This window comes from Gelidibacter salicanalis, from assembly GCF_007997285.1.
In the GTDB taxonomy this organism is placed as follows: domain Bacteria; phylum Bacteroidota; class Bacteroidia; order Flavobacteriales; family Flavobacteriaceae; genus Gelidibacter; species Gelidibacter salicanalis.
Genome location: NZ_VORX01000005.1, coordinates 27,438 through 52,913 on the forward strand (window position 1 = coordinate 27,438; position 25,476 = coordinate 52,913).

Below are 25,476 nucleotides of genomic sequence, written 5' to 3' on the forward strand. Positions count from 1 at the left end.
AAAGCTGTATTTTTGATATTCTAACGCAACCTAATTACAATGAAAACTATTTTTTCCAGCATTATCCTCACTTTATTCTTGGTGTCAACGTTTCACGCCCAACAAGATATTTCTAAAAATAAGCCCAACAAAGGTAATACTTATAACGCGCAACCAAAATTAATTGTGGGCATTGTTGTAGACCAAATGCGCTACGATTACCTGACCCGTTTCTACACTAAATATGGCGATGGTGGCTTTAAACGCATGATGAATGAAGGTTTTAACTGTAAAAACAATCACTTTAATTATGTGCCAACTTACACAGGCCCAGGACATGCCTCCGTGTACACAGGAACAACTCCAAAATACCATGGCATTATTGGGAATAATTGGTATGATAAAGACCTCAAAAAAACAGTGTATTGTGCAGGAGATGATACAGTCGCTTCTATTGGCACAACTGACGCCGCAGGTAAAATGTCGCCACGCAGAATGAAAACTACCACATTTGGTGATGAAAATAGATTGTTTACCCAAATGCAAGGTAAAACTATAGGTATTGCACTTAAAGATAGAGGTGCAATTTTGCCTGCCGGACACACGGCTAACGCTGCGTATTGGTTCCATGGTGCTAATGAGGGCCGTTGGATTACCAGTACTTATTATATGACAGAAATGCCGCAGTGGGTGCAAAAGTTCAACGTATCCAATCAAGCACAATCTTATATAAAAGAATGGAACACCTTATACGATATCGCTACCTATACCGAAAGTGGTCCTGATGCCAATGTCTTTGAAGGCGGATTTAATGGGAAGGATGGCGCTACGTTTCCTTATGATTTAAAAGCGATAAAGGATAAAAATGGAGGTTTCGATATTATAAAAGCGACGCCTTACGGAAACAGTATCACCACTGATTTTGCATTAGCCGCAATTGATGGCGAAGCTTTAGGAACAGATGAGTTTACCGATGTTTTGGCCATTAGTTATTCGAGCCCAGATTATGTAGGCCACAATTTTGGAGTCAATTCTAAAGAAGTCCAAGATACGTATTTACGACTTGATAAAGATTTGGAACGCTTATTTAATGGCTTAGATGCGAAAGTTGGGAAAGGTAATTATACCGTATTCCTGACGGCAGATCACGCAGCGATTGAGGTGCCCGCATATTTGCAAAGTGTAAATATTCCTGCTGGCTATTTTAATGGAAGAACTTTTAAGGATCAGTTAAATGCATTTATGAAAACGAAGTATGATGCTGAGGATTTGATTGAAAACGTGAGTAACAATCAAATATTTTTAAACCGTACCAAGCTTTCAGAAATGGATCTAGACTTGGATGCTGTGCAAAAGGCTATCGTAAATGAAATTATAGCGTATGAGCATATTGATAAAGCATACGCAGGTATGAGCATGTCTCAAACCTCATTTACCACGGGAATTGAACAATTGATACAGAACGGCTACAATCAAAAACGTTCGGGAGATGTGATCTATATTTTAGATCCTGCGGTAATTTCTTATAGCCTGACTGGCTCAACCCACGGCTCATCCTTTAATTATGATACCCATGTGCCACTGCTGTTTTTCGGTAATGGTATTAGTCAGGGGAGCACTTATAAACGAACTAACATTACAGATATCGCACCTACCATGTCGGCGATTTTAGGAATCAGTTTTCCTAATGCCTCTTCAGGTCAACCTCTAGATTTTGTCTTGGAATAGTTTTGAAAAAAAGAAAATTTTATGGAATTTTCGCTATCCTTCTCGTATTTGGAGTGTATGGCTATGAGTATTACATAAATGAACAAGACCTTGCTGAAAACGTTCAGGAAGGTGCTCGGGTAAAGTCGGAAGGCAGAATATTTTATTTGCCCACTAGCACAACGGGTCAAGTCATCCATCACAATGGGTATTCCTTATCCTATAGTGAGCCGCACGAACAAGCGGAATGGGTGGCTTATGAGCTTAAGAAATCGCATTTATCTCGCTCAACATTCGAACGTCCGTATTTTGAAGTAGATCAAGCGGTAAAAACAGGAGCGGCAAGCTGGAGGAATTACAAAAACTCTGGGTATGACCGTGGCCATTTGTGTCCTGCTGGCGACAAAAATTACAGTAAGGAGGCTCACGATGAAACCTTTCTAACCAGCAACATTACGCCTCAAAATCACGACTTTAATTCAGGAATTTGGAACACTTTAGAACAGAAGACGCGTTCTTGGGCGCGTAAATACGACGGTGTATTTGTAGTGACTGGTGGTGTTTTAAAGGGAAATATGAAAACAATTGGAAACGAAAGAGTCGCCGTACCCAACCAATTCTATAAAGTAATATACGATGCCAAGCATGAAAAAATGATCGGATTTTTAATGCCCCACAAAAATTCCAATGCGCCGTTAGCTAATTTTGTAGTACCTATAGATGCTATTGAGGTTTTGACGGGTATTGATTTCTTTCCTGAATTGGAAGATGCACTCGAGGACAGATTGGAAGCGTCCAACAGCCCAACGGGTTGGCATTTTTAAAGGTCTATTTATAGATGTCCAAAAATCGCTGGTCAGCGTTTTGCTGATAAAGGTCAAGTAGTTTTTTCTTCCCATTAGCACCCAATTCTTTGCGTAAGGCTTCATTCTCTATCAGTTGTTTGACAGCTTCCTTAAACTCCGCTTTAGTATCATATAACAACCCTGAATTAGAATCTTCAATGAGTTGCTGCTGTGCTTTACATTTGGTGGCCAAGATGGGAATTTCGCCGTACATGTACTGAAAGAGTTTATTGGCTACGCCTGAATCGTGTTGCGCATTTACTTGAAAAGGCGCCAAACCAATCGTGATTTTCTTTAAGTAAGTAGGAAGGTATTTGACATCAGCCCAAGGAATATAAGTGATGTAGTTTTTCAGAAGAGGATGTTCTATAAAGTTTTGAAACGTGGTCTTATCCGCTTTGTCAGTGGGCCCGATAATGAGGGTATGAAAAGAATGACCTTCTTCTAAAAGTTCAATAAGCCAAGGTAAAACATCGATGATTCCGCGTCGTTTGGCAACCACTCCAAAATAAAAAAGCGTTGGCAAATCTGATGAAAAGTCTACAGAATAATCGGTATTCTCAAAAGCTTGATAACTTTCAGAATCTGGCATGTTTGGATGGACATAGATAAGATCCGGATTCAAAAACGGGAAGCGTTTTGTAAGATCCTGTTTAAAAGAATCGCTCAACACAATTATTTGATCCGCAAGTTTTAAGTACGCAGCCTCCTTTTGAAACCATTTTTGAGGTTGTACCACATGTTTGCGCCAGCCCTTAATGGCCCATTCGTAAGAGTTAATGGCGGCGGGGTAGTTTTCATGTAGATCTAAAATAAGAGGAATGTTGTGTTTTGACTTTTTAATGCCTGTTTTACCCGCCTTGGCCATATACAAGTCGTGTACGTGTAGCGCATCAACATTATACTTCCTGATGAATTTAGTGATGGCCTGTTGCCACAAGAACTCATAAAAACTGAAATTTGTACTTAAAAGCACCAACAAATCGCGGAATTTTTTAGGAATCTTTACCCTATCAACCGTTAAATCAGCGTAGGACTTGTAAGTGTTATGAAAGTCAAAACAGAGTACAAAAACCGTGTGGCCTTCCTGTTGTAATAACCGTATTTCCTTTTGAACACGATGATCATGATCAAATTCATTATCTACAACAACGCCAATTTTCATTTTAATATTGATAAACTATGGTATTGATGTGCATACCACCGCCAACACTGGCAAACATGATAATGTCGCCTTTATTAAGCTTTTGGTTTTCCAATTTGTTATTTCTGACCAAGTCGAAAAGCGTAGGAATAGTTGCAACGGAACTGTTGCCTAATTCTTGGATGGTCATAGGCATAATACTCTCTGGAATTTCAGCATTATAAAGTTTATAAAAACGCTTTAAAATGGCTTCGTCCATCTTCTCGTTGGCCTGATGTATAAATATTTTTTTAACATCCGTAATATCTAAATTGGCTTTCTCCAAACAGGTTTTCATGGCTAAAGGCACGTGCTTCAGGGCAAATTCATAAATTTTACGGCCATCCATTTTTAGATAGCGCGTATCAGCACAGAGTTCTTTATTGTTAGAGTTTCCAAAAAATAAGTAATAAGCCTCGTCATAAGTGTAACTTCCGGTTTCATGGGCTAAAATGCCACCTTCATCGTCAGTAGCTTCAATAACTGTAGCGCCTGCACCATCACTATAAATCATAGAATCACGATCATGCTTATCCACCACACGGGATAAGGTTTCAGAGCCAATAACCAAACATTTTTTAGCTATTCCAGCCTTAATAAAAGCATTGGCTTGAATGACGCCTTCTATCCAACCAGGACATCCAAATAGAATATCGTAGGCCACACATTTAGGGTTTTTAATGCGTAAACTGTGTTTTACTCTCGAGGCTAAACACGGCAACACATCACTTTGGATGGTGTTGTGTTTCACATCTCCAAAATTATGGGCCATGATGATATAATCCAATTCTTCAGGATCGATATTGGCACTTGCGATGGCTTTTTCTGCTGCAAAAAACGCTAAATCGGAAGATGTTAAATGGTCAAAAGCATAACGGCGCTCATTAATTCCTGTAATGGCCTTAAACTTCTCAATGATTACAGAATTGGGATGGGTTAAGGTTGAGCCGTCAACATTTAAAAATTGATGGTGATGAAAATCTTCGTTTTTTTCAATACTCTCAGGGATATAGCTCCCTGTGCCCGTGATCTTTATTGCCATTGTTTTATAAATTTGTTCAATTTACTAATGTACTTAATAATCGTTTTGGAAGTCGGTAATCGTTAGATTTTTTGGTGATTTTTGCCAAATTATAAAAAAATTTCATTTTTCAAATATAAATCAACAACAAAGCGCTCATTTAATAAATTAAAGAGCGCTCTACCGTTGTGTGAAATACAGGGTTAAGCCTCCATATAATCTTCTATAGGCGCACAGGTACAAATTAAGTTCCTATCACCATAAGCATCGTCAACCCGTCTAACGGTTGGCCAAAACTTGTTGTCTTGAATGTAGTCTAACGGGTATGCCGCCGTTTCTCTTGAGTATGGAAAATCCCATTGATCAGCGGTAAGCATAGCCAATGTGTGCGGTGCATTTTTAAGCACATTCTGCTCATCGTCTTTAGACGCGTTATCAATTTCTTTTTTAATGGAAATCATGGCATCGCAAAAACGATCCATTTCTTCTTTGCTTTCACTCTCCGTAGGTTCAATCATCAAGGTTCCAGCAACTGGAAATGACACCGTTGGGGCGTGGAAGCCGTAATCCATCAAACGTTTTGCAATATCCGTTACTTCAATACCATTCTCTTTAAACGGACGACAGTCTACAATCATCTCGTGCGCCGCACGGCCGCGTTCCCCAGAATATAACGTATCAAACTGACCTTGTAAACGCTGCTTGATATAATTTGCATTTAAAATGGCTGTTGTGGTCGCTTTGGTCAAGCCTTCAGCACCTAACATTTTGATATATCCGTAAGAGATTAAACAAACTAAAGAAGATCCAAATGGCGCCCCAGAAATAGCCGTAATAGCTTTTTCTCCACCTGTTTTAATAATTGGATTACCCGGTAAAAATGGAACCAATTGTTCTGCTACACAGATTGGGCCAACTCCTGGTCCGCCTCCACCATGAGGTATGGCAAAGGTTTTATGTAAATTAAGATGGCATACATCTGCCCCAATATTACCTGGATTGGTTAAACCAACCTGAGCGTTCATGTTAGCGCCGTCCATATAGACTTGGCCACCATTGTCATGAATAATTTGGGTAATTTCTTTAATGGCAGATTCGTAAACACCATGCGTTGATGGGTAGGTCACCATCAAACAGGATAAGTTATCTTTATGTTTAAGTGCTTTTTCGCGCAAATCATCAACGTCAATATTTCCTTCTTCCGTAGATTTTGTCACCACTACTTTCATGCCAGCCATTACTGCAGTTGCAGGGTTGGTACCGTGGGCAGACGACGGAATTAAACAAATGTTACGATGGCCTTCGTTGCGCGATTCGTGATATGCTTTAATCACCATCAATCCGGCAAACTCACCTTGCGCACCAGAATTTGGTTGTAAGGATGTACCAGCAAATCCTGTGATTTCTGTCAATTGCTTTTCTAACGCCTTTAATACTATTTGATAGCCTTCAGCTTGTTCAATTGGGCAAAATGGGTGAATACTCCCCCAGTTTGGCCAGCTTAACGGTAACATTTCTGCGGCAGCGTTTAGTTTCATTGTACAAGAACCCAAAGCAATCATCGAGTGGTTTAAAGATAAATCTTTACGCTCCAACATTTTGATATAACGCATCAATTCAGTTTCTGAATGGTGCTTGTTAAACACATCCAAAGTCATGAATTCAGACTGACGTTGTAAATCTTCAGTGATGCTGTTAGCCTCTTCAATGGCGTTTAAAGTGATGGTGTCTTTCTGGCGGTTTTCTGCAAAAATAGCAATGATCTGATTGGCATCTTTTAACGATGTGGTCTCATTGATTGAAATGGTTACAGTGTCCGCATTTGGATAGAAGAAATTCACTTCATTGCGTTCTGCAATCGTTTTGATAGCTTCCGCATTAGCTTCAATTTTGATGGTGTCAAAAAATGCAGCATTCTTTTGCTTGTAGCCTAATTGGGTAAGCGCTTTAGCGACACTTGTAGCAGTATTGTGAATTTTGTTAGCGATAAACGTCAAACCTTTTGGTCCGTGGTATACGGCGTACATACTTGCCATTACTGCTAAAAGCACTTGTGCCGTACAAATATTTGAGGTCGCGCGGTCACGTTTAATGTGTTGCTCGCGTGTTTGTAAAGCCATACGCAACGCTCGGTTACCATTCATGTCTTTTGTAACGCCAATAATACGCCCTGGTAAATCGCGTTTATAAGCATCTTTTGTGGCAAAATAAGCGGCATGAGGCCCACCGTAACCCATAGGGATTCCGAAACGTTGCGTGGTTCCCACAACAACGTCAGCGCCAAATTTACCTGGGGCTTCTAATTTTATCAAACTTAAAATATCAGCAGCAACAGCTACTTTAATCTGATTGTCGTTTGCTTTTTCAATGAACGATTTGATGTCACTTACTAAGCCGTCTTTTCCAGGATATTGTAAGATAGCCCCAAAAAATTCTGACGAATAACTAAACTCCTCTTCACTGCCCACAACCAATTCAACACCAATAGGTTCTGAACGGGTTTGTAATAGGGATAATGTTTGTGGTAAAATGGCGTCAGAAACGAAAAATTTGTTAACCTCATTTTTTTTCTGGTCGCGCTCACGAACGGCAAACAATAAACTCATCGCTTCAGCAGCGGCAGTACTTTCATCAAGTAAGGACGCGTTTGCAATTTCCATCCCGGTCAAATCAGTAATGACGGTTTGAAAATTTAACAAGGCTTCCAAGCGGCCTTGGGCAATTTCAGCTTGGTAAGGAGTGTAAGCCGTATACCATCCCGGATTTTCGAGTACGTTACGCTGTATCACAGCGGGTACTATCGTAGGGTGGTAGCCTAAACCGATATATGATTTAAAGATTTTGTTCTTTTTTGAAAGTTCAAGAACGTGGTTTAAATACTCATATTCCGTCATTGGTTCATCAAGATTTAACCCGTTTTTCAAACGGATATCGTCAGGAATGGTTTCAGAGATAAGTTGATCTAAACTGTCAACTCCAATGGTTTTGAGCATCTGATTTTGGTCGTTGTCATCAGGACCAATATGTCGAAGAGCAAAAGCGTTTGTGTTCATTAAAATATAGTTGTGTTTTGAAGCGCAAATTTACGCAATTAAAGACCATTTTTAGTTAAGTAAAACTAAAGTTTTTAACCAATTGAAACTCTTATTAACACAATGCTTATTTTTGCAATATGAAGCATTTAAGGCTGTTGCTTAATTTCTATATCCATAGCAGTATGCATGTGGCTTTAGCCGTGCTCGCCATGACCTATGTCACCCTTTTGGAACTCCATTTGGGGCCGGATTGGAACTTGCTTTACTTTGTCTTTTTCTCAACAATTACCGGGTATAATTTTGTAAAATATTTTGGACTGGCGCGATTTCACCACCGCAGCTTGGCAAACTGGCTAAAAATTATTCAGGTTTTTTCTTTGTTTTGTTTCCTTTTGATGCTTTGGTTTGCTTTTAAATTGACGTTTGAAACCCTTCTGTGGATTGGCGTATTTGCGCTGGTGACTTTCCTTTATGCGGTGCCCTTTTTACCCCGACATTTATTTATGGATCACGAACGGAATCTCAGAAATATTGGCGGCATCAAAGTGTATGTTATTGGCGTTGTATGGGCTGGCGTAACCGTATTATTGCCAGTCTTGAATGATGGCGCAGCTTTTAGTATGGATGTGTGGCTTACGGCGTTTCAACGTTTTTTATTGGTGATGCTGTTGATGTTGCCTTTTGAAATTAGAGACCTCCAGTATGATAGTTTGAGATTGGCTACAATTCCGCAGAAAATAGGAATTAAAAACACTAAAATTATTGGAGTCGTGCTGGCAGTGGTTTTTTTGATGCTGGAGTTTTTGAAAGAAGAATTGACCACTAAACTGATTATTCTGACCTTAGCCATAACCCTTATTACGGTGCTTTTTATTCTGTTTTCTAACAAAAAAAGAACTGATTATTACAGTTCTTTTTGGGTGGAAAGCGTGCCAATCCTTTGGCTATTATTGCACTTTGTTTTTTAGTTGTTTATTCAATTGGGCCTCCAAATGTTGCCGCTCATGTTTCTGCAAACAGTCGAGCTTAGAGGTTTTTATAACCTTAGTCAATTTGGTGTTGCGGCTTACATAATGACGGGTAGAACGGCAATAGATGCAGCGACACATTAATTTTACCTTTTCCCATAAGGTGGATTCCTTGTATTGTGATTTGTCACAAATGTGGAAGGCGTCTTCTTTTGAAATAAAAAATGATTTAGACATGCTCAAATTATAACCAGTTTTTTTCCATGCAGGCTGCCATTGCAGTTCGCGCACGGTGTATGATAACCCATAAGTTAGACGGAGTGATTTTTAATTCATTACAGATCGCCTCGGTTTCATAATTTAAGATGGTCTTCATCTTAAACACCGTAGCTTGCTTTTCTGGTAATTTGTCCAGGCATTCATAAATGGCGTCTCCAAGTTCTGTGTTTTCAAGAGTTTCCTGAGCGTTCAAATACCCTTCATCTTCCACACGTTCTTCCAACCAGTCGCCTTCATTGTCTTCAGAGTTGCTGTAGCTCATCCGGACTTCGGCCTGACCTTTATTAGAGTTTATTTTGCGATAATAATCAATAATTTTCCGCTTTAAAATAGAGATGAGCCAAGTGCGTTCGCTAGCTTCACCCTTGAAATTTTTCATCGACTTCAAGCCTGCAAAAAAGGTGTCCTGGATCAGATCTTTGGCAATTTCCCGATCATTAACTCTCGTTATAGTGTAGTTAAAGAGGTAATCCGAGTAAAGATCAATCCACTTATTAGGGTTAATTTGATGGTTTTGCATCTATTTTTATAGCAGTTTGTATCAAAAGTAGGTAAATATTTCCTAATTATTGATCAAAACCCTCTTGGCATTTCAGGAGGTAAAAAATTAAGTGTCGTGAGTTTAACGAAATATTTTGACCATAGTTGCTGGCTTATTTTTCAAGCAGCCCAGCGCGTCTTAACAAGGCTTCTGGCTGTGGTTCTTTTCCTCTAAAGCGTTTATAAAGTACCATTGGATCTTCAATGCCGCCTTGTGAAAGGACATGGTCTTTAAACTTGGTAGCGACTTCCTGATTAAAAATCCCTTTTTCTTTAAAGAATTCGAACGCATCGGCATCCAAAACTTCTGCCCATTTATAACTGTAATACCCTGAGGAATAACCGCCTTGAAAAATATGCGAAAAGGACGTGCTCATGCAATTCTCTTTAACGTCTGGGAATAATTGAGTGCCCTCAAAAGCTTCTAATTCGTGCATCTTAACATCTGAAATTAGAGTCGGGTCAGTCCCGTGCCAACTCATGTCCAAAAGTCCAAAGCTTAATTGACGCAAGGTTTGCATCCCTTCATGAAATGCTGAGGAATCTTTAATTTTTTGTACCAAATCCATCGGGATCAGTTCTCCTGTTTGATAGTGGATCGCAAATAATTCCAACGCTTCTTTTTCGTAACACCAATTTTCAAATACTTGACTTGGCAATTCAACAAAATCCCAAAAAACACTGGTACCTGATAAACTTGGATAGGTGGTGTTGGCCAACATCCCGTGTAATGCATGTCCAAATTCATGAAATAAGGTGGTTACTTCATTAAATGTTAACAGTGAAGGTTTGGTTTTGGTGGGCTTAGTAAAGTTGCAGACGATAGAAATGTGTGGGCGCTCATTAGTGTTGCCTTTAACAAATTGAGACTTATATACCGTCATCCAGGCGCCATTGCGTTTGCCCGGTCTTGGGAAAAAATCAGCGTAATAAATCGCTACCAATTCGCCGTTGGCATCTATTACTTTATAGGTAAGTACATCTTCGTGATATTTGTCAATAGTGTGAATTTCTTCAAATTCTAACCCGAATAGTTTTTGGGCAACTTTAAAGGCACCGTCAATGACATTTTCCAGTTTAAAATAAGGTTTCAATTTTTCGTCATCCAAATCAAAACGCTTTTGCTTTAATTTCTCAGCGTAATACGCCGAATCCCATTTTTGCAATCCGTCGATGCCATCTAATTCCTGTGCAAATTCTTGAAGTTCATTAAATTCTGCTATAGCAGCTGGTTTCGCCTTAACCGCTAATTCTTCTAAAAATGCTTCCACCTTTTGAGGCGTTTTTGCCATGCGCTCTTCCAACACAAAATGGGCGTGGGTTTTATAACCTAACAACTTTGCGCGTTCAAAACGTAATTTGGCAATCTGTAGCACGTTTTTTTGATTGTCCAATGCATCGCCTTTAAAAGCTTTTCTGCCAGAGGCAATGGCGAGCTTTTTCCGAAGTTCTCTATGGTCAGCATAGGTCATAAACGGAATGTAACTCGGGTAGTCCAAAGTAAACATCCAGCCTTCTATTTCCTTACTTTCTGCTAATTGCTTTGCGGCTTCCAAAACACCTTCTGGCAATCCTGAAAGGTCCTCTTCATTGGTGATGAGCATCTCAAAGTTATTGGTCTCCGCCAATACATTTTCGCCAAATTTTAATTGCAGTTGGCTCAATTCTTTGTCAATAGCTCTTAAGCGTTGTTTCTTAGCTTCGGGAAGATTGGCCCCATTTCGTGAAAAACTCTTGTATTGTTTATCTAATAAAGTTTGCTGTTCTACCGTGAGGTCTAAAGTATCTTTGGTATCATAGACTGATTTGACTCTTTTAAACAATGCCTCATTCAGAGTGATGTCGTTGCTAAACTCAGACAATAATGGCGATACTTCTTGAGCGATTTTCTGTATAGCATCACTCGTTTCAGCTGAATTTAAATTGAAAAAAATACTTGAAATCCGATCCAATTGTTGCCCTGAAAATTCTAAAGCTTCCACTGTGTTTTCAAAAGTGGGGTCAGCGTCCGTAGCGATGATGGCATCAATTTCTGCTCGGGCATCTTCAATAGCAATTTGGAAGGCTGGTAAAAAATGAGCGTCCTTTATCTGAGAAAAGGGTGCAGTCGTATATGGGGTGGTAAAAGGAGTATTAAGAATATTCATAACGCCGTATGGATTGTATGGTATGTGATTTTTAAATGTATCAAAATGTTGGTAATCTGATAATTAGATCTTCTTTTTGATTTTTAACTAGAAAATCGGTTATCTTTGCCGTTCAGTTTTAAAGAAGTTTTATAAGTAAAGCCTCCAAGAATTGATTAATAGCAAGAGAACCCTGACAGTGTCGGGGTTTTCTATTTTAAATCTTTAGCAGATTCTAAAACTTTGGCTTTTAAATCTTCTTTGTAAGCAATAATTCTCTCTTGCACTTGAGCATCAGTACTTCCGATGATTTGTGCCGCTAAAATACCTGCATTTTTAGCGCCGTTTAAAGCTACCGTAGCTACAGGTACACCGCCGGGCATTTGTAGAATTGAGAGTACAGAATCCCAACCATCAATTGAGTTGCTGCTTTTAACAGGAACGCCAATAACAGGCAAAGGTGACAGTGAAGCAATCATGCCTGGTAAATGGGCGGCACCTCCCGCACCTGCAATAATTACTGAAAATCCGCGGGTGTGTGCATGTTTTCCATAATCGAATAATTTTTCAGGTGTTCGGTGGGCGGATACAATATCGACCTCTACCTCAATGTTGAATTCTTTTAAAATATCAATAGCGTCCTGCATGACTGGCAAGTCGCTTTTGCTGCCCATAATAATTCCTATTTTGCTCATATAATGTATAAATGTAAAGTCCGAAATCGGAGTTTAAATATCTTTAGTTACCGCTACTGACTGATTACCTTAATTAAATTCTTCACGTCTTCAGCGATTTTTCGTGCCGTATTCAAGTCTTCATTAACAATAGTCACGTGACCCATTTTACGGAACGGTCGTGTTTGTTTTTTACCATAAATATGTGGCGTTACGCCTTCCATGGCCATGATGTCTTCAATATGTTCATAGTGTACGTCTCCAGAATAACCTTCAGCACCTACCAAATTGACCATAACGCCAGCAACTTTATAATCTGTTTTACCTAGTGGTAAATTTAAAATGGCTCTTAAATGTTGTTCAAATTGTGATGTGTATCCAGATTCAATGGTATGATGACCGGAATTGTGTGGTCTTGGGGCCACTTCGTTCACCAAAATCTCATCGTTTTCTGTTTGAAACATTTCAACCGCCAACAATCCAACATGATTAAATGCTTCTGAAACTTTTAATGCCGTTTCGCGCGCTTTATTAGCAACTTTAAATGGGATTCTTGCCGGACAGATCACATATTCCACCTGGTTGGCTTCGGGATGAAATTCCATTTCTACGACTGGGTAGGTCTTTACCTCTCCCTTAGCATTCCGGCTTACAATAACCGCTAGTTCGTTTTTAAAAGGAATCATGGTTTCCGCAATACATTCGCCATCCTGCAAATCTTTTAAGTCGGCTTTGCTACGTACCACCTTTACACCGTTTCCATCATAACCAAATTGAGCAGCCTTCCACACAAATGGTAATTGAATGCCACCATTATCTATCGCATCTTCAATTTCTGAAACATAGGCGAAACGGACAAAATCAGCCGTAGGAATGTTATGATCTATATAAAATAGTTTTTGAGTCGCTTTATTTTGAATAGTTCTTAAAGTATCAGAAGATGGAAAAACCTTTACACCTTCTTTCTCTAAAGCCTCTAAAGCATTTACGTTTACATTCTCAATTTCTATGGTCAGGACGTCCACTTCTTTTCCAAATTTGAATACCGTGTCATAATCCATTAAATCGCCTTTGGTAAATTCATTACAGGCAATTTTTGATGGCGCTTCGTCGCTTGGGTCTAAAACACAGGTGTAAATATCAAATTTCCGAGTTTCTGTAAGCAGCATTTTGCCCAATTGGCCTCCACCAAGAATACCAAGTTTAAATTGAGAAGAAAAATAATTCATGTTTAAGGTTCTTACAGAGAAAAATCAGTTAAATTTAGGTCGTTAATAACGCAAAAGTACGTTTAAACTCTGAAAACCGTAAATCAAATCACAAAATTTCGGCCGCAAATTTTAATTCAAAAAGCGTATCTTTGCATCTTTTAAAAACCTAAACCATTGATCAAACTTCACGATTTACACTTTAAGCCCTTTATTTCCGAAAAGGAAATTGACGCTACAATACAGAGAATGGTTGATGAGGTTGCAGCACAATTAAAAGACGAAATTCCCGTATTTGTTGGGGTTCTGAATGGATCGTTCATGTTTGTAAGCGATTTTGTAAAGAAATACCCTAAACCTTGCGAGGTGACGTTCATAAAATTGGCGTCTTATGAAGGCGTAAAATCTACTGAAGATATTGAGCGGCTGATTGGTTTAACGCAAGATTTGACAGGAAGGACGGTCGTGATTCTTGAAGACATTATTGATTCTGGAAATACCTTGGCGGAAATCCATCGCATTTTTGAAAATGAAAATGTAAAAGAATTACTGATTGCTACGCTCTTCCATAAGCCTGAAGCGTACAAAAAAGACTTTAAACTACATTATATTGGTATTGATATTCCCAATAAATTCATCGTGGGTTACGGATTGGACTACGACGGACTGGGAAGGGATTTGCCTGAAGTATATCAACTAAAAACCACGCAACACATGACTAATTTTGTCCTCTTTGGACCTCCAGGGGCTGGAAAAGGTACCCAGGCAAATTTTTTAAAGGAGACCTATAATCTCGTACATATTTCCACTGGTGATGTGTTTAGATCAAATATTAAAAATAAATCCGCATTAGGAATGCTTGCTAAGTCTTTTATGGACAAAGGTGAGTTGGTTCCGGATCAGGTAACGATTGATATGCTGAATGCTGAAGTAGAAAAAAATGCAGGGGCGAATGGGTTTATCTTTGATGGTTTCCCAAGAACAAATGCGCAAGCAAAAGCATTAGATCAATTGATGGACGAAAAAGATTCACAAATTGATGCTATGATTGCACTTGAAGTAGATGATGAGGTGTTGGTGCAGCGATTATTGGGCCGCGGAAAAACAAGTGGCAGACCGGATGATGCTGATGAACGGATTATCAGAAATAGAATTACCGAATACTACAAAAAGACGGCTGTTTTAAAAGAGTATTATATGGCTCAAGATAAATACTGTGGGGTTGACGGCGTTGGTAATATCTCAGAAATTACCGAACGTTTAATCAAGGTGATTGATAAACTATAGTAAGCTCCTGAACTGGTCACCCTTGTATTTGGAATTATAATCTTTTGTTGAATAGTGACTTGTCCTATCGTCGTTAATAGCGGTACAAGACATTAAATAAAAATGCCACAATAGTGGGAAGTGAACATGACTGAAGGAAATTTTGTTGATTACGTAAAAATGAACGTGCAATCCGGAAACGGAGGTAAAGGCTCTATGCACTTGCACAGAGAGAAATTTATAACCAAAGGTGGTCCTGATGGTGGAGATGGTGGTCGTGGTGGCCATGTGATTCTCAGAGGTAATGAAAACCAATGGACTTTATACCATTTGAAATTCAAAAAACACGTCAGAGCAGGGCATGGTGGCCATGGTAGTTCTTCTAGAAGCTCTGGTGCTGACGGAGAGGATGTTTATGTAGATGTGCCATTGGGAACTGTCGTACGCGATTTTGAAACAAATGAAGTCATTTTTGAGATCACTGAACACGGACAAGAGCGCATAATTGTTGAAGGTGGGAAAGGTGGCCTAGGCAACTGGCATTTTAAAACCTCTACAAACCAAACGCCGCGCTATTCGCAACCGGGAATTCCGTTAAGCGAACGAGACATCTTGTTGGAGCTAAAACTTTTGGCTGATGTAGGTTTGGTAGGTTTTCCTAATGCAGGAAAATCGACGCTATTGTCGGTAATTACCTCTGCAAAACCAAAAATTGCCGATTATGAATTTACCACCCTCAAACCTAATTTAGGAATTGTTGAGTACCGTGATTTTCAGTCGTTTGTGATGGCGGATATTCCTGGAATTATTGAAGGTGCAGCTGAAGGAAAAGGTCTTGGCCATTATTTTCTAAGACATATAGAGCGCAATTCCATTTTGTTATTTCTTGTGCCTGCAGATGCTCCGGACATTCATAAACAATACGAGATTTTATTGGACGAACTGCGACGTTACAATCCAGAAATGCTAGACAAAGAACGTTTTGTAGTCATTTCTAAAAGTGATATGCTCGATGCCGAATTGGAAGCTGAACTTAAAGAAGAACTCGATAAAACCTTACCAATCGACTATATGTTTATTTCGTCTGTAGCCCAAAAAGGCATTGTAGATTTGAAAGACAAACTATGGAAGATGCTAAATGATTAAGTGCCGCAGGCTTGTGATCAATTTGTATCAGCACTTTGAGTAATTAAAATTTTTTTCTGTCATTGCTTAGTTTTTAAATAAGAAACCACACCATAAAAGTAACCTTAAAACATGTTATTGACAACACGGAAAATAGAACAGATGGTATTGTTTTTCTAAAGATACAGGCCTTAATATTAGTCTCCGTCGTGAGACCTTTTCAATGGAAACCTTACCTTGAACTAGAGCACGTGCAATTCTTCTTAAAATAGAGCTGTTTAGCGTGCTTATCTTTACCCTTGAATGTTTTACCCGGATTTATATTTTCGAGTGGAAGCTGAATATTGGTCTTCAGCTTTTTTGGGATTATTGACTTTTTGGCCATTCTTCCCTTTTATCTGATTATTGGGATCGACTTACGTTCGTTAAGAGCGCTGCGTTTTTTACGTTTGTTCCGGATTTTGAAATTGCTCTACAATCGGGCGATGAACCAATTTTCTAGAGCGATTAAGAGTGCTAAAGAGCAAATTTTCCTGTTTCTTTTTCATCACCCTTATTTTGATTTATTTTGCTGCAGTGGGCATTTTTTACTTCGAAAATGCCGCCCAACCCGAGCATTTTTCTTCTATTTTTGATAGCTTGTGGTGGGCCATAATAACCTTGACTACTGTGGGTTATGTAGATGTCTATCCTATTACGGTAGGTGGTAAAGTGTTTACCTTCTTCATTTTAATGATTGGCTTGGGGATTGTGGCCATTCCTACAGGCATCGTTTCTTCTGCCTTGACCAATTCTGTTGATAATTCCAGCAAGGAGGAGGAATAATCTTTTATTTTCAACAAAGTTTAGTACAATTTTAGGAATTCAAAGCTAGCCTTCATTTTTAGGTTTCGTAACTTTGGGTAAAACGAAACATCATGAAAGATTTAAAAAATAAAGTGGCCTTAATTACAGGCGGGAGTAAAGGAATTGGATATGGCGTCGCCTTAAGTTTGATGAAACAGGGCGTGAATGTAGCAATTACCAGTAGAGATGAAGCACGTGCTAAGGAAGCGGCAAAAGACCTTGAGAAGGCCGCCAAATCCTCTGCGAAAGCCTTAGGAGTGAAGGCCGATGTGCGTAAGTACGACAGTCAGCAGGCTGCAGTTAAGCAAGTGTTATCAGAATTTGGGCAATTAGACATTGTGGTGGCTAATGCTGGGTTGGGGCATTTTGGCTCTATTGAAGAGCTGACGCCAGAACAGTGGCAAGAAACTATCGATACCAATTTATCTGGAGTGTTCTACACCATCAAATCAAGTTTAGAGGCTTTAAAAAAATCGGAAGGGTATTTTATCAGTATTTCCAGTTTGGCGGGCACCAACTTTTTTGCGGGTGGGTCTGCTTACAATGCCAGTAAATTTGGGGTAACAGGGTTTACGCAAGCGGTAATGTTGGACTTAAGAGCGCACAATATTAAAGTGAGTACCATTATGCCAGGATCCGTATCTACAAATTTTAATGGTAATGAACCTGACAGCAGTGATGCTTGGAAGATTCAAATTGAAGATATTGGCGAATTGGTGGTAGATCTTGTAAAGATGAACGAACGCACCTTACCAAGTAAGATTGAAGTGAGGCCGACCATGCCACCTAGCAAGTAATAATGCGGAGGGCTATAATGCGATTAGCAACATTTTACTGGATCACTTTTAGTATCTTTAAAATAAAATATATGAAAAAAGGACTCCTTATAGTGCTTTCAATATTCATTTTTTCCTGTGCGAGTGTGCAGGTTAATTATGATTATGAAAGAGGCACAGATTTTAGTGCCTATAAAACTTACAATTATTATGAACCCATGACTATAGGTTTAAGTGAATTGGATGCCAAACGTTTTCTAGATGCTTTGGATGCCGGTTTACAAGCCAAAGGCATGCATTTATCTGATACGCCAGATTTTCTTATCAATATTAAGAGCAATCAGTTTCAAGAGCATCAAAGAAGTAATGTCGGTGTAGGTGTTGGCGGCAGTGGCAGGAGCGTAGGCGGAGGGATTTCTATAGGAATTCCAATGGGTCAGGCGTCCATGAATCGCGAACTGATTGTCGAATTTATAGATGATCGTAAAACAGGATTGTTTTGGCAAGCGGTGAGTGCTAGCAAATATCAACCTAACGCAAAACCAGAAGCTAGGGCCACTAAGTTTGAAGCGATCGTGGCCAAAATATTATCTGAATATCCTCCGGCGTCAAAAAATAAAAAGGAGATGAATTAAGGTGATTATTAAGGTTTTAGAGGTTGTATAGAAGTGCATTTTAAAGTATTCACTGACTTAAAATAAGAAAGAATTGGCTAGTGAGATGTTACGAATTCAGATGGTATCGGAAAAAATGTTTAGGTTTCTTTAATTTCCATCAATTAGATTATTTTTTTAAAAATTTAAAAGTTGAATTATATTTCGTAGCATTAGTGTCCGGTAAAAATAAATAATAAATTAACAAACTCATTTAAAGCAAGGGACATTAAAAGATTTCCGAAATGAGACCTTGCATTTTAGAAACTGTTTCTACCGAGAGGGAATGTGCGATTTTAATTTAAATGATCGATGTTTGTCAGTGAGTTGCAAACAAGTCTTAATTCCTTATTCTAACAGCGCAGCGGTCTTGATTCTTTATCGGATAACAATGATTTCGAAGCATTAATCAAGATTTCTGTGGATCAGATGAAGACTAAAGTAAGGCGTAATACTAGAGGGGGACAAAAGAGTCGCGTTTAAGTTACATCAAACTAAATTGCGGAATAATTACCTGATGAATTAGGGAGGTCTGGTGTGTTTTGGGGCCTTGGGGCTATTCATAAATTCGCTAGGGAGGCGTCTATAAAAAATGCTTAGGTCGCTTCACTTGGATTTTAATATACTGGAAGGTGAAAATTTAAAGGTATTTGAGGTCCTTGCGTTAAGCAGCAATGCACTTCTTTTGGAATTCGATTCAGGTTTTATAAGCTTACCGCTAAACGTACAAAGCGATGTTGATCATCTTTCGCTGGGCACCCTTGCTAGTTGCATAAATAATTTGGTAAAAGTAAATGAGTTTATTATTTCTAAAGCCGCATTTGATCATGAATTGATTTCAAATTGCGTTTAATCTCTCTAAATTGATCACATTATTGATCGAAAACGATAATTTTAAAGCCATTTTTGCAGAGTAGGTTATCACATTTCCTAATAACGTAACTAATAATTGCGACAACACGAGTTTAAGGGACCTGCTTTTAGTCTGAGCAGTAGAAGATTAGCCAGGTAACTATAATCTCCTGAACTCCTATTCGTTTGATTAGAATGATTTTTATGAAAAAAAGTTTTTAAATTCGAAAAAAGCTCATATATTTGCAGTCCTAAAATGATACAGTCGGCATTATGAACCGAAAGTTAAAAGCTAAGCGCATCATTTTTTGATTACACATCGCGGGATAGAGCAGTAGGTAGCTCGTCGGGCTCATAACCCGAAGGTCACTGGTTCGAGTCCAGTTCCCGCTACTAGCAAAGACAAGGCTTCACAGAAATGTGGAGCCTTTCTTGTTTCTAATGGGTACAGAATAGGTACAGAATAATTAGATTTTCAAATGGTAATTTTGGATCAGGAACAATTGGGATCAAGAACAATTGTTGTGTTTATGCATAAATTGTGATTAATCTATAGAGGAAGAATTCTACATTTTTGACACCTCTAAACTGTGCCCTAAATGCTTTTATTTTTGCATTGAATGATTCTGCTGACGCATTAGTACTTCTGTTTGTAAAATAGTTTAGGATCGATCTGTAATTGAGTGTTATGGTGTTTGCTATGGTGTTGAACGCTCTAAAACCAGTGTTTTCTGCATTTTTGTACCATTGTGCCAGTCTGGTATATGCTACCTCTATTGTTTTGGCCGTGTTGAATATATTTCTGAGTCCTTGCGTCAGATCAAATGCAATCTTTAAATCTGGATATTGATCGAATAATATTTTGCTTCTGCTGTATTGATTCTCCGTCCAATTCGAGGGGTCCTTGTAGAGCAGGTATCTACTTCTTGCCAATAGTTGTTTTCTTGAGTCACCGTTGCTGAATTCTTGGGGAACGTATGTTTTATTTCCTGATCTTGCTTGTTTTATCTGTTCATTCTCTAAATCTATGGCGTCCCATCTGTGCTTGATCCTGATGTCCTGAAGAGCTTCCAACGCAAGTTTTTGTACATGGAACCTGTCAGTTACTTGTATTGCTTTTGGGAAGCATTTTTTGGCAATGGTTTTCATGGAATTAGCCATATCTAGAGTGATTTCCCTGACCTTAGCTCTTTTCTTGGCCGATATCTTAAGTAGTTGTTCTACAATAGGCTCCACTTTGGTTCCTGAAAATATGGCCACTAGAGCTCCTTTCTTCCCTTTTGCCTTCTTGTTTGTTATTATAGTATAGAGTTCTCCCTTGGATAATGCTGTTTCGTCAATGGATAAATAGGATCCAATATTCTGAGGAAAAACAAGCCATTGTTTAGCATGTTTCTTTTGCTCCCAGCTTTTGAAATCGCTTAGGTAGTCTTTATATTGGCGTTGTAGTCTTTTGCCATTGACACCATAAAAAGCTCCTATGGTATGGCAATCGGAAGCCTTAGTATCGACTAATCTCTTTTAAAAAAGCAGCGAACTCGGTGGTCATCCGTGTTCCCTGTGCTACCAAGTTCCAATCTCTCTGGACAACTTCCTTCGAAGTTCTGTCCAACCACCTGCGCCGTTTTACGTGAAGATAGACCGTATTTCCTCGCAACGGAAAATCTTGGATAGTTACTTCCTTATGAAAACCGTGGGCTATTAATATTCGTGTGGTTTCTTCCTTTGGAGGTGTATTTTGCTCTTCAAAATAAAGATGCATTACTTCGCCATTCCTGGTGTTTTTTACTAACTCGAAATGGTTGATTAAAAATTCAGGAAGGATGAGTTTCAGTAGGTCCAGATAATTTTCCAAGGTCGGTATTTTTTTTGCAAAAATCAGAATTCTATTTCAATTCACACACAACTTTTGAGATTGATCCGTTTTTCTGGTTTCTGAACCTATGTATTTTTGAATCACTTTGAGCGATTGAAATTTTTAAAAGGATGTGTTTACATTTTTAACCGTAAATATTACACCCAAAATTAGAAAAGTAAGGAATACGGCATAGAGCGCATAAAATGTGGAGTGAATTGACCTTAGCGCCAATCCTAAAGCCAAAAACATATGCAAGCAAGCTATGACCACAATCCCTAACGTTCCGATACTGTAAAATGGATGAAACTTTTTCATTTCAAAAAATATGAAGTGTTACTGTTATTCGTGCCTGTTCATCGACTAAAGGTCTATACTATATTTGTTTATAGAATGAGAAGATGTTGGTAAACGTGTCTAATTTAACAAATTTAAATGACATTGACACTCTGCACTAATTTTATTTAGCATTTTTTAAATTATGAAAACACCTTCAATACGAAACATCCTTTAATGAATTTTGGAAGGTCATTGGCTAACACACTGCATGAGTTTTTAGTGTTTGCTAGGTTCTTTATAGAGATGCTTGCACATGATGCCATACTGAAATGAAGGCACTGATCTTAACACTTAAATAAAATTTTAATTGGGTTCGGAATTCTATTGTAAGTTCCTGACAAGGCAATCATCCATCTCTAAAAGAGTATTAGTATTTTTCGCTAAAATCACAACCACCATCTATCACAATGGTTGTACTGAAGGGTTTATAGTTTAATAAGCGCTCCTTGTATTCCATTTGGCCCCGGTGATCAATCAGATACTTTTCTCGAAAAATTCCGTTGGGCAAATGGCTTTCTTTTTTCCATTCTTCATAGGCTATCGAAAATTCGAACACAGGTAAATGGAACTCAGTGTCATTCTCGATAATTAAGTAAAGTGTTGCTATATGCCTTTTTTTAATCCTATTTGGTCTTAATAGGGACTCTAATTTATAGGTCTTTAAAGACGCCCCATGGATAACAGTATCCGGCAATTTAAAAAAACTGTAATTCTTCGTTTTATATTTAAACCGATTTTCATATACCCTGACCGATTCGCACCCAATCCTGATGGATTCCGCTTTATAAAAATCTGATTTCATCATGGTAACATTAGAATAGAAACCCTTTTCGTCCTTGAAAATCATTTTGTAGGTTGAACTATCTACTTCCGTTATGACTGCCGTGTAACTGTTTTTCAGAGAATTTGTCAGATAGTACTTCTTTGTAATACTATCTTTTTCTCTACATGGGCAGTGTTTAGTTTTCATACTGTCTTTATACCACGTCTTTTCATATTCTAACATGTAATCAAATTCATAGCGTTTCTGCGAAAAAGAAGACGTGTTAATTAAAACCATTGCAAAAAGCGAAAGTTTCATGATATTTTTAATCAGCAACTTGTGTAGAATTGGTGTGTCTATAAACATAGTATTAAGTTAGCACACATCAGAAAAAGGTTCCTTAAAATCAGGAACATTATATGCTATTATTACAGCATCACTAATGGAATGTGTCGTGATTCGTTCTTATTTCTTGTATCCAATACATCAAATATTAGTTTACAAGGAGTGTCATGTGTTTAAACCGCATCTTTTTCGTTTAATTTTCCATTGGAAGGCTTAACGTTACCTTTTGAGATGGTCAAGATTGTTAATATTTAACTCCTTTTCGGGGATACGAGTCCATCTGCTACTGTAGCTGGTTTGACCTCAGGAATGCGATGGATCTTGGTGGATATTTATATTATACATAAAAGTGATTTATCCTTTAATTAATTTCTTGATAATATAGGAGTTGTCTTTTAAATTAATTTTAACAAAATAGAGCCCTTTATTAAGTGCTGAAACATTTATTCTATCGTTGTATCCGCGATAAATCAGTGCAGATTTGGTATCAAAAATTTCGATGGAGGTAAATTCAATACCATCAATAAAAAACACGTCTTTAACCGGATTTGGATAAAATCCAACGAAGTTAACGTCAGGTTCTATAATTGACAAGGCCTCATCATTTGTTGAAAATGACACTAATTTTCCCTTTACGGAGATGGGTCCAATCTTAAAAGATTCAGAGGTCATAAAATACCTGTTAGCATCAATATGCGTTATAGCTTCCGCTTGTTCAAAGCCTAAACTGGTAAGTAATGTTTGCGTGTTAGTACCTGAATAAACATCATTTTCTGTAAAATTTTCACTAACCCAAATAAATGGTTGTAAAACCGAAGTATATCCTATAGAATATATCTTTCCTGTTGAAGGATTGTAGGTGGCCCCAGTAATCAACCCTCCGCTGTTTAAAGTTTGTGGTAAGGGGGAGACGGTATATGTGCCGGTGCTTTTAGGGATGGTGTAAGCTTTGGTTATGCCATTAATCCAGTTTTTAGTAAATAAAATTAAATTTTCAGAGTCGTATGAAATTAAAGCTTCCGCATCCCATTCGGTATTATTGAGATGAGCTGTAAAATCTTCTTGATCGGAATAGCTAAAATTAATGATTTCTGCTGTTACCTCGGTGGCGTTTAAATAGTCACTCTTTTTTATTGTATAGATTTTTAAATCGGTTCTAGCTCCACTGTTATTGCCTATATCGCCAATAAAGATGGATTGGTCATCTTGTGCTATATCTTCCCAATCTACATTGGTGGCGTTCGTAACCGTGACTGTTCTTGTGACTGTTCCGGAAATTGTATCTAATTCATAAAGTTTATTTTCATTACCCGAGTCATTATGTATAATGAGTTTGTCATTAAAAAATAGAGCTCCGGATGATTCATTCAATACTAATGGGAGATCAAACTTTTTTTCAACGTTCACTATTTGGGCGACGCCATGGAATGTACATAATATAAATGCAGTGATTATAATTAGCTTTTTCATTCAGGTTTATAATTAAGATAGATTTGGTTTGTAAATAGGCTGGAAGCAATATAATAGGTTTATTTGAGTTGGATTATCTCTATCTCAATTTTTTTGAGATAGTACCGATTAATTATCCTGAATTGTGGCTAGGGTTAAAACTATATTTTCCCAAGTAATTTACCCGTCTGTAACGCCGTTCAATTTACCTGTATAATTTTTGTCCTTTTTGACGGTCATTTTGCAGGTTCTTAACAGATAGAAACTGATCCAGATAAAATTCGATTTTTTAGAATTTATGTTGCCTGCTGGAGAGTAGACTTTGCAAACACACACACACACACAAGTTTTTGTGCTTTTAATCAACTTTTAATTCTATTTATACACCCAGAGCATTGCAATTCGTGAGATACAGGGTCATTTTTTCCGGCTTTATCATCTGATTGTTTTTTGCTTGTCCAAGTACACTCCGCTCCCAATAATTATCACGATTCCAGGTAGGCGAGCATAAGCGATCGCTTATTTATTTTGTTGTACACAGTGTTTTTTTGTTCTATTTATTAGTTTAGATTCACAATTATAAAATTCAAGAGTTCAAATGCTCTGATTCCAATTAACCTCCAGTAAGTGTTTTGCTTTTAGTCCGCTTGAACATTCTGTTTTTCAATTGTATCCCCGATTTTGATTATTTCGGTTCTGTTTCACGTTCAACAAATTGTTTGTATTGAGATTTAAGGATATATATTCAGAATTCAGTTTTAGTTTGTGTCTCATACCAGAGATAGAGAACTTTTTAGAAACAATTTTTCCATTTAATAGAACATTTTTAAATCAAAACACGGATTTTAAAAACTCAATTTTATGATTTGCAGTATTAAATTCAGCGTATTTCAATTCGGTATAGTTATATGCATGTTTATATATAAGGATAGTTGGCTGGTTACCTAACTAACTTAGTGAAAATGAGTCCAACCTGAGGTAAATCCGCAGGATTTTCCAAGTAGTCTAGAACAAAGTCATTACTTTAACATGTTCTTGAATGCAATTTTATTCAACTGTTAATTTTTTGATACTTTAGAGCACACCCTTCAATGCATGCTGACCAGAAAATTATTAAATCAGAATTTTCAATACGAAAGCCATATTCCGAATTGTTATTGAGTTCACATTCTTCATTTGATTCTAAACTATTGTCCTTTAATAAGATTTTAGGGGAATAATTAATTGTACCCGTAATATTTTGTCCGGTCGTTGTAGATAAACCACATAATGGTCTATTTAAAGTGAAAGAACCATTATGAAAAAACTCAATGGTTTTAGTACTAATTATACTTTCATAGACACCGTTTACATACCCAGGATCTTGCAATATTTCTACAAGCTTCCATTTGCCAATTAATTCGGGGTCTACTCTTACGTATTATCATTCTCCTTCGAACATGATAATATAATTCCCGACAAGACTATTGCAACAAGCATTGTTTTCATAAGAAGATAATTTGGTTATTTTTTATGGCCTTTAATTATATACTAAGGTTTCTTCAATGGCAATAAACTTTAAATTCAAGAGCTGTGGCGTAGAACTTTACGGACAATTGCAACCAGATTCTTCCCTTTAGAACATCCGTTCCTTAGACTAATG

General features: G+C 37.9%; 21 protein-coding genes and 1 tRNA gene. 10 read left to right on the forward strand and 12 right to left on the reverse strand.

Going from position 1 to position 25,476, the window contains the following annotated elements:
- Window positions 1-39: 39 nt before the first annotated feature.
- Window positions 40-1,707 (forward strand): alkaline phosphatase PafA, encoded by a 1,668-nt coding sequence (pafA, locus tag ES711_RS11140; protein WP_146893391.1) that lies wholly within the window; start codon window positions 40-42, stop codon window positions 1,705-1,707.
- A gap of 2 nt (window positions 1,708-1,709) precedes the next feature.
- Window positions 1,710-2,510 (forward strand): DNA/RNA non-specific endonuclease, encoded by an 801-nt coding sequence (locus tag ES711_RS11145; protein ID WP_146893392.1) that lies wholly within the window; start codon window positions 1,710-1,712, stop codon window positions 2,508-2,510.
- A gap of 4 nt (window positions 2,511-2,514) precedes the next feature.
- Here the strand turns inward: ES711_RS11145 and ES711_RS11150 are convergent, their stop codons facing one another.
- The 3 genes from ES711_RS11150 to gcvP all read right to left on the reverse strand — a co-directional run bounded on the left by ES711_RS11150 (window position 2,515) and on the right by gcvP (window position 7,788).
- Window positions 2,515-3,696 carry a glycosyltransferase family 4 protein gene (locus tag ES711_RS11150; protein ID WP_146893393.1) on the reverse strand — a complete coding sequence of 394 codons (1,182 nt, stop codon included), beginning with the start codon at window positions 3,694-3,696 and terminating at the stop codon, window positions 2,515-2,517.
- A 1-nt stretch (window position 3,697) separates the two neighbouring features.
- Window positions 3,698-4,756, reverse strand: a complete 1,059-nt coding sequence (locus ES711_RS11155; protein ID WP_146893394.1) for a 3-oxoacyl-ACP synthase III family protein — start codon at window positions 4,754-4,756, stop codon at window positions 3,698-3,700.
- A 182-nt stretch (window positions 4,757-4,938) separates the two neighbouring features.
- Window positions 4,939-7,788, reverse strand: coding sequence for an aminomethyl-transferring glycine dehydrogenase (gene gcvP, locus ES711_RS11160; protein WP_146893395.1), 2,850 nt, complete (start codon window positions 7,786-7,788; stop codon window positions 4,939-4,941).
- A gap of 119 nt (window positions 7,789-7,907) precedes the next feature.
- Here gcvP and ES711_RS11165 point away from each other — a divergent pair, with 119 nt between their 5' ends.
- Window positions 7,908-8,738 (forward strand): UbiA prenyltransferase family protein, encoded by an 831-nt coding sequence (locus ES711_RS11165; RefSeq protein ID WP_146893396.1) that lies wholly within the window; start codon window positions 7,908-7,910, stop codon window positions 8,736-8,738.
- A gap of 244 nt (window positions 8,739-8,982) precedes the next feature.
- Here ES711_RS11165 and ES711_RS11175 read toward each other — a convergent pair whose 3' ends face one another.
- From ES711_RS11175 to ES711_RS11190, 4 genes are all read right to left on the reverse strand, one after another.
- Window positions 8,983-9,537 (reverse strand): sigma-70 family RNA polymerase sigma factor, encoded by a 555-nt coding sequence (locus ES711_RS11175; protein ID WP_146893398.1) that lies wholly within the window; start codon window positions 9,535-9,537, stop codon window positions 8,983-8,985.
- A gap of 133 nt (window positions 9,538-9,670) precedes the next feature.
- The gene (locus ES711_RS11180) at window positions 9,671-11,704 is read right to left on the reverse strand and encodes a M3 family metallopeptidase (RefSeq protein WP_146893399.1); all 2,034 of its coding nucleotides are present in this window, start codon (window positions 11,702-11,704) and stop codon (window positions 9,671-9,673) included.
- A gap of 191 nt (window positions 11,705-11,895) precedes the next feature.
- Complete coding sequence (gene purE / locus ES711_RS11185; RefSeq protein ID WP_146893400.1) at window positions 11,896-12,378, reverse strand: 5-(carboxyamino)imidazole ribonucleotide mutase; 483 nt, start codon at window positions 12,376-12,378, stop codon at window positions 11,896-11,898.
- A 53-nt stretch (window positions 12,379-12,431) separates the two neighbouring features.
- The gene (locus ES711_RS11190) at window positions 12,432-13,586 is read right to left on the reverse strand and encodes a 5-(carboxyamino)imidazole ribonucleotide synthase (protein WP_146893401.1); all 1,155 of its coding nucleotides are present in this window, start codon (window positions 13,584-13,586) and stop codon (window positions 12,432-12,434) included.
- Window positions 13,587-13,742: 156 nt separating this feature from the next.
- On the opposite strand from ES711_RS11190, the gene ES711_RS11195 reads away from it, so the two are divergent.
- The 7 genes from ES711_RS11195 (at window position 13,743) to ES711_RS11220 (ending at window position 19,476) form a co-directional block, all read left to right on the forward strand.
- A complete protein-coding gene (locus tag ES711_RS11195; RefSeq protein WP_146893402.1) occupies window positions 13,743-14,852 on the forward strand; it encodes an adenylate kinase in 1,110 nt (369 codons plus the stop codon).
- 126 nt (window positions 14,853-14,978) lie between these two features.
- Window positions 14,979-15,977: a GTPase ObgE gene (gene obgE, locus ES711_RS11200; RefSeq protein ID WP_146893403.1), complete on the forward strand. Its 999-nt coding sequence runs from the start codon at window positions 14,979-14,981 to the stop codon at window positions 15,975-15,977.
- 356 nt (window positions 15,978-16,333) lie between these two features.
- Window positions 16,334-16,591: a hypothetical protein gene (locus ES711_RS16580; protein WP_262713426.1), complete on the forward strand. Its 258-nt coding sequence runs from the start codon at window positions 16,334-16,336 to the stop codon at window positions 16,589-16,591.
- Entirely contained in the window at window positions 16,515-16,781 is a 267-nt protein-coding gene (locus ES711_RS16585; protein WP_262713425.1) for a potassium channel family protein, read from the forward strand. Before ES711_RS16580 ends, ES711_RS16585 begins: the two co-directional genes overlap by 77 nt.
- Before the next feature lie 92 nt (window positions 16,782-16,873).
- On the forward strand, window positions 16,874-17,599 hold the full coding sequence (locus tag ES711_RS11210) for an SDR family oxidoreductase (protein ID WP_146893404.1): 726 nt from the start codon (window positions 16,874-16,876) through the stop codon (window positions 17,597-17,599).
- Between the two features lie 71 nt (window positions 17,600-17,670).
- Window positions 17,671-18,213, forward strand: a complete 543-nt coding sequence (locus tag ES711_RS11215; protein ID WP_146893405.1) for a DUF4136 domain-containing protein — start codon at window positions 17,671-17,673, stop codon at window positions 18,211-18,213.
- A gap of 1,190 nt (window positions 18,214-19,403) precedes the next feature.
- Window positions 19,404-19,476 (forward strand) — tRNA-Met (locus ES711_RS11220).
- Window positions 19,477-19,611: 135 nt separating this feature from the next.
- On the opposite strand, the gene ES711_RS11225 is transcribed toward ES711_RS11220, so the two are convergent.
- The 5 genes from ES711_RS11225 to ES711_RS11245 form a co-directional block, all read right to left on the reverse strand.
- Entirely contained in the window at window positions 19,612-20,565 is a 954-nt protein-coding gene (locus ES711_RS11225) for an ISAon1 family transposase (RefSeq protein WP_146893406.1), read from the reverse strand.
- A gap of 19 nt (window positions 20,566-20,584) precedes the next feature.
- Window positions 20,585-20,938 carry an ISAon1 family transposase N-terminal region protein gene (locus tag ES711_RS16645; protein WP_146893407.1) on the reverse strand — a complete coding sequence of 118 codons (354 nt, stop codon included), beginning with the start codon at window positions 20,936-20,938 and terminating at the stop codon, window positions 20,585-20,587.
- Window positions 20,939-21,061: 123 nt separating this feature from the next.
- Entirely contained in the window at window positions 21,062-21,256 is a 195-nt protein-coding gene (locus ES711_RS11235) for a hypothetical protein (RefSeq protein ID WP_146893408.1), read from the reverse strand.
- Between the two features lie 388 nt (window positions 21,257-21,644).
- A complete protein-coding gene (locus ES711_RS11240; protein ID WP_146893409.1) occupies window positions 21,645-22,406 on the reverse strand; it encodes a hypothetical protein in 762 nt (253 codons plus the stop codon).
- A 333-nt stretch (window positions 22,407-22,739) separates the two neighbouring features.
- Window positions 22,740-23,855 carry a T9SS type A sorting domain-containing protein gene (locus ES711_RS11245; RefSeq protein WP_146893410.1) on the reverse strand — a complete coding sequence of 372 codons (1,116 nt, stop codon included), beginning with the start codon at window positions 23,853-23,855 and terminating at the stop codon, window positions 22,740-22,742.
- Window positions 23,856-25,476 lie beyond the last annotated feature (1,621 nt).